This window comes from Brevibacillus migulae, assembly GCF_004521915.1.
GTDB lineage: Bacteria > Bacillota > Bacilli > Brevibacillales > Brevibacillaceae > Brevibacillus_F > Brevibacillus_F migulae.
In genome coordinates this window covers 1-4,213 of sequence record NZ_SDKD01000050.1, presented here as the reverse complement: position 1 = coordinate 4,213, position 4,213 = coordinate 1, and the positions used below count along the sequence as shown (strand labels likewise).

Sequence of the window (4,213 nt, the reverse complement as noted above, 5' to 3'; positions counted from 1 at the left end):
TAGAGCATCTGACTTTTAATCAGAGGGTCGAAGGTTCGAGTCCTTCATGGCTCACCAGTAGTAAAAACCCCAAAAAGTGACGCAGCGCTTCGAAGCATATTCCGAGTACTTTTCGGGGACCCCATAATTTATTTGCGGACGTAGCTCAATTGGTAGAGCGTCGCCTTGCCAAGGCGAAGGTCGCGGGTTCGAGACCCGTCGTCCGCTCCACGAAAAACGTCTTGACGTTTTTCATTATAAAACGTTTTTGTGCCCTTAGCTCAGCTGGATAGAGCGTTTGACTACGAATCAAAAGGTCGGGAGTTCGAATCTCTCAGGGCACGCCATATTGTAAGTCGACTAAAAGGGTCACGTCATGTGGCAATGTCGACACTAGGACATCCATGTCCGTCGTCGGGAAGTAGCTCAGCTTGGTAGAGTACTTGGCTTGGGACCAAGGGGTCGCAGGTTCGAATCCTGTCTTCCCGACCATGTAATTTCATATGCCGGTATGGCGGAATTGGCAGACGCGCGCGACTCAAAATCGTGAGGGAAACCGTGGGGGTTCAAGTCCCTCTACCGGCACCATTTATTTGCGGCTTTGGTGTGGGTTCGATTTCTACTGCCCCTGCCAGAAGTGCAGCATGTGGCGGTCGTGGCGAAGTGGTTAACGCACCGGATTGTGGCTCCGGCACTCGTGGGTTCAAGTCCCATCGATCGCCCCTTATGTAACCGAGAATGTTATGATTGACCCGGTCTAGCTGTAGACCGGGTTTTCTGCATGAATTGGCGGAAGCAGATTTCTCATTTCCGTTTGCACGATTTTTCTGAGGCTGAGTGTCATATTATATAGAATTATTAACCTAGACATTTACTGGTGTGAGCACGCAAAATAAGAAGAAGGGGGGATAAAATGGCGAGCAAACTATCACAATGGGAAGCGGTGCTGTTGGAAGTCATTCGTCATCGTGGGATAAAGGACGAGGAGCTGCTTTCGCTTTTCCGAGAAGGGGACTATCAAAGCTTTTACCAGATCGATGCGGGGAAATACGATTTCTCCGATCTCCTCGCGCTGGCAAGACAGGATTGGGCAACTTTTGAACAGGCGGTGCGGGAAGGATACCAGGTGAAATTCAGTACATATGGTGGAATCAAAACCTTGCTGCGTCTGCGATTTGGACTGGAGGCAGACAGGGATTACCGGAGCGAAGAAGCACATCTCGATCAGGTGAAGCTAAAAAAAGAAGAGCTGGATTGGCTTCGTTCAACCATTTCCCCCAATTGGTCGATCATCGAGCAAGAAGTTGAAAAAGAAACAGGAACGTTCATTGTCCGCATCCAACTCTCCTGACATGACAATAAAGAACCGAGGCGCCATGCACAGGCATCTCGGTTCTTTTCCATTAAGCATCATCCGACTCTACGAACATTTTAAGCGCAAGCAGCTTTTCATCCCAATATTGTTCAAAGAAGTCAAGCCATTGCTTGATTTCGATCAGGGGTTCCGGCTGAAGCCTGTAGCGTGTTTCCCGTCCGACCTTTTTACTGCTTACAAGACCGGCATCAGACAGCACGTGCAAATGCTTGTTCACAGCCGTACGTGTGATAGGGAAGCATTCCGAGATGGCAGCAATCGGCATTTCTTTATCAGCAAGCAATGTCAGCATCCGACGGCGGGTAGGGTCGGCGATTGCCTGAAACACATCGTGCTTTAATGCAGGGGCTGACAACCTAAGCCTCTACATACTGAACAAGTTTTTCTTTCACAATGCCTTCCCAACCGCCGTTCATGATTTCACGAATGACTGCGTGTGGTTGTCCGAACTCTGTAACTTTTGCTGCATCCCAGCCAGAATGGATCAGGGTGAACTCGGTTTTTCCATCCTCTAGCTGCTTCAACTCGAATGCCAGATGCCAATCTTTGCCCCAGTCAAATCCTACTCGATGCGGGGGATCGATTTCCGTTACTTTGCAAGGTGAATCGCCAAATTGACCTGCATGGAGGATGAAGTCACGACCGACAACAGGTTCAAACGTGTTTGGCATCCACCATGCGGCGATACCTTCAGATGTTGCCACAGCTTTCCACACTTTTTCAATGGGAGCATTCAATACAACCGTTTTACGGATTTCAGGCAGAGTTCCTTGTGTTTGCATCAGTAAAACCTCCTCGTTAAGTAACACCCATAGGTGTCATAATTAATAATAACACCAAAAGGTGTCATTTGCAACGGATCATACGATTCCAGCTTATTTTTTCCGATTAGAGGTACAATTATTAGCATGCAAAAGCAGGTCAGCTTAGCTTTCATTTATCGTTCCAAAAATGAAGAGCCCGTCGAAACACTGTTCGTTCGTGTTTCGACGGGCTCTTTTTGGCGGATAAGAGTATATAAAAATTCTTATCCACCTAAGTGCAACTAAGGCTTCGCCAAAGGAATGGCGAAGCCAAATATTCTACTTTGTGTATGGAAATCAGATAAGTTTCTATGGGCGCACCTTATCATCAGAATAATTCATCGGAAAGAAAAAGTCTACTCTTTTCTGTTGATTTTTCTTATAGTAATCATGCTGCTACCGCGGAGCAGCGTACTAAGGATCTCACAGGAGAGTGGATTATGGATGCTTCGAAAATGAAAGTGCGTCTGATCACCGCGGGTCTTCTGCTCGGTTTGGTGTTGTCTTCCCTTGAGCAGACCGTTGTTTCAACAGCTATGCCTGCCATCGTCAAAGAGCTGGGGGGACTTTCCCTGTATAGCTGGGTGTTCACCCTATATATGCTGACCTCGACAGTGACCATGCCCATATATGGCAAGCTTGCGGATTTGTTTGGGCGAAAAAAAGTGTACTTGGTCGGGTTATCTCTCTTTCTCGGAGGGTCCGCACTCTGCGGCTTTGCCGGGAGCATGTTGGAATTAATTCTGTACAGAGGAATTCAAGGTCTTGGTGCAGGCGCATTGATGCCCGTGGCCTTTACGATTATTGCTGACCTGTTTCCGCCCGAAAAAAGAGCCAGGTTCATGGGGGTATTTAGTGCCGTTTTTACATTGTCGAGTATTTTGGGACCGACTGTCGGCGGATTTCTTGTCGAATATGGGGACTGGAGCTTCATCTTTTTCCTCAATCTTCCCATCGGCATCCCGGCTTTTTTCCTCATCGCTTATGCTTTGCAAGAAAGCATGGCTATGGAAAAGCGGAGAGTGGATTGGATAGGTGCCGTGACCTTTACGGCAGCGGTTGTCTCCATCCTCCTGGCACTGGTGATGGGTGGTGAACAGCATCAGGGGGAGATCAATCAGGGAGGCTGGGGCTCTCCTCTCGTCGTGGCCTTGTTTAGCACAGGGCTTCTCCTGCTGGCACTTTTCGTCTGGATTGAAAACAAGGTAACAGAACCGATGATCCCGCTGCACCTGTTTCGTATTCGGACACTTCTTTTTAGCAACCTGACCGGATTTTTCGCCAGTGGAGCGCTTTTTGGGGGCATCGCCTACATCCCGCTGTTTGTGCAGGCCGTAATCGGGGTGAGTCCATCCATGGCTGGCTATTCGCTGACACCGCTTATGCTTGCTTCTGTGGTGACCTCAACGATCAGCGGCCGCTTGATGAAAAAGCTTTCCTATCGGGCCATCTTAATCGTGAGTCTTGCCCTCATGACCGCCGGCTTTTTCCTGCTAAGCCGGATGACGGCAGCCACATCGATCGGGGAAATGATTCTGCTGATGGCCATTACCGGTCTGGGGATGGGGGCGATTTTTCCGACGGTAGGCACGGCTGCTCAAAATGCCGTCGATATGAGAAACCGTGGAGTGGCGACCTCCACCAACCAATTTTTTCGCTCAATCGGAGGGACGATCGGGGTGAGTATTCTCGGCAGTTTGTTCGCAGAGCGCTTGGCGGCAGGAATCTCTCGCATTCGCATGAATATCCCAGAAGAGCATTGGCAGCAGGTTTCCGACCCGCAGGTGCTGCTCCAACCGGAAACGCGCGCTTCGATGCCGCAGGAAATGGTGCAGGCGCTCCAATATGTGTTCAGCGATGCATTGAGCATCGTGTTCGCATTGGGAATGGGATTTGTCCTGGTATCCCTTGTCACAAGTACATTCATGGGTCAAGCACGTTTGGTGGAAGCAGCCAAAAGCTGAACGGAAAAAACCGCCACTCCCGGCATCAAGCGGGAAATGGCGGTTCTTTTTTTACTGGCGTGCCCAGCAAGCCGTTAATTGTTAGTTGGTGA

The 4,213-nt window shown here is 49.4% G+C and carries 4 protein-coding genes and 5 tRNA genes; 7 read left to right on the top strand and 2 right to left on the bottom strand.

The window, feature by feature from the left end:
* The first annotated feature begins 134 nt into the window (after positions 1–134).
* The 6 genes from EIZ37_RS25385 to EIZ37_RS25360 all read left to right on the top strand — a co-directional run bounded on the left by EIZ37_RS25385 (position 135) and on the right by EIZ37_RS25360 (position 1,330).
* Positions 135–210: transfer RNA gene (locus EIZ37_RS25385), tRNA-Gly, on the top strand.
* A gap of 39 nt (positions 211–249) precedes the next feature.
* Positions 250–326: transfer RNA gene (locus tag EIZ37_RS25380), tRNA-Arg, on the top strand.
* A 68-nt stretch (positions 327–394) separates the two neighbouring features.
* Positions 395–471: transfer RNA gene (locus EIZ37_RS25375), tRNA-Pro, on the top strand.
* 13 nt (positions 472–484) lie between these two features.
* A tRNA-Leu gene (locus tag EIZ37_RS25370) sits at positions 485–567 on the top strand.
* A gap of 61 nt (positions 568–628) precedes the next feature.
* Positions 629–701: transfer RNA gene (locus tag EIZ37_RS25365), tRNA-His, on the top strand.
* A gap of 191 nt (positions 702–892) precedes the next feature.
* Positions 893–1,330, top strand: coding sequence for a hypothetical protein (locus EIZ37_RS25360; protein WP_134687553.1), 438 nt, complete (start codon positions 893–895; stop codon positions 1,328–1,330).
* 52 nt (positions 1,331–1,382) lie between these two features.
* On the opposite strand, the gene EIZ37_RS25355 is transcribed toward EIZ37_RS25360, so the two are convergent.
* Both EIZ37_RS25355 and EIZ37_RS25350 read right to left on the bottom strand, forming a co-directional pair.
* Positions 1,383–1,709 (bottom strand): ArsR/SmtB family transcription factor, encoded by a 327-nt coding sequence (locus EIZ37_RS25355; RefSeq protein ID WP_134687552.1) that lies wholly within the window; start codon positions 1,707–1,709, stop codon positions 1,383–1,385.
* A 1-nt stretch (position 1,710) separates the two neighbouring features.
* Entirely contained in the window at positions 1,711–2,136 is a 426-nt protein-coding gene (locus EIZ37_RS25350) for an SRPBCC family protein (protein WP_134687551.1), read from the bottom strand.
* Positions 2,137–2,597: 461 nt separating this feature from the next.
* Between EIZ37_RS25350 and EIZ37_RS25345 the strand changes: the two genes are divergently transcribed.
* Positions 2,598–4,121, top strand: coding sequence for an MDR family MFS transporter (locus tag EIZ37_RS25345; protein WP_134687550.1), 1,524 nt, complete (start codon positions 2,598–2,600; stop codon positions 4,119–4,121).
* Positions 4,122–4,213: the final 92 nt, after the last annotated feature.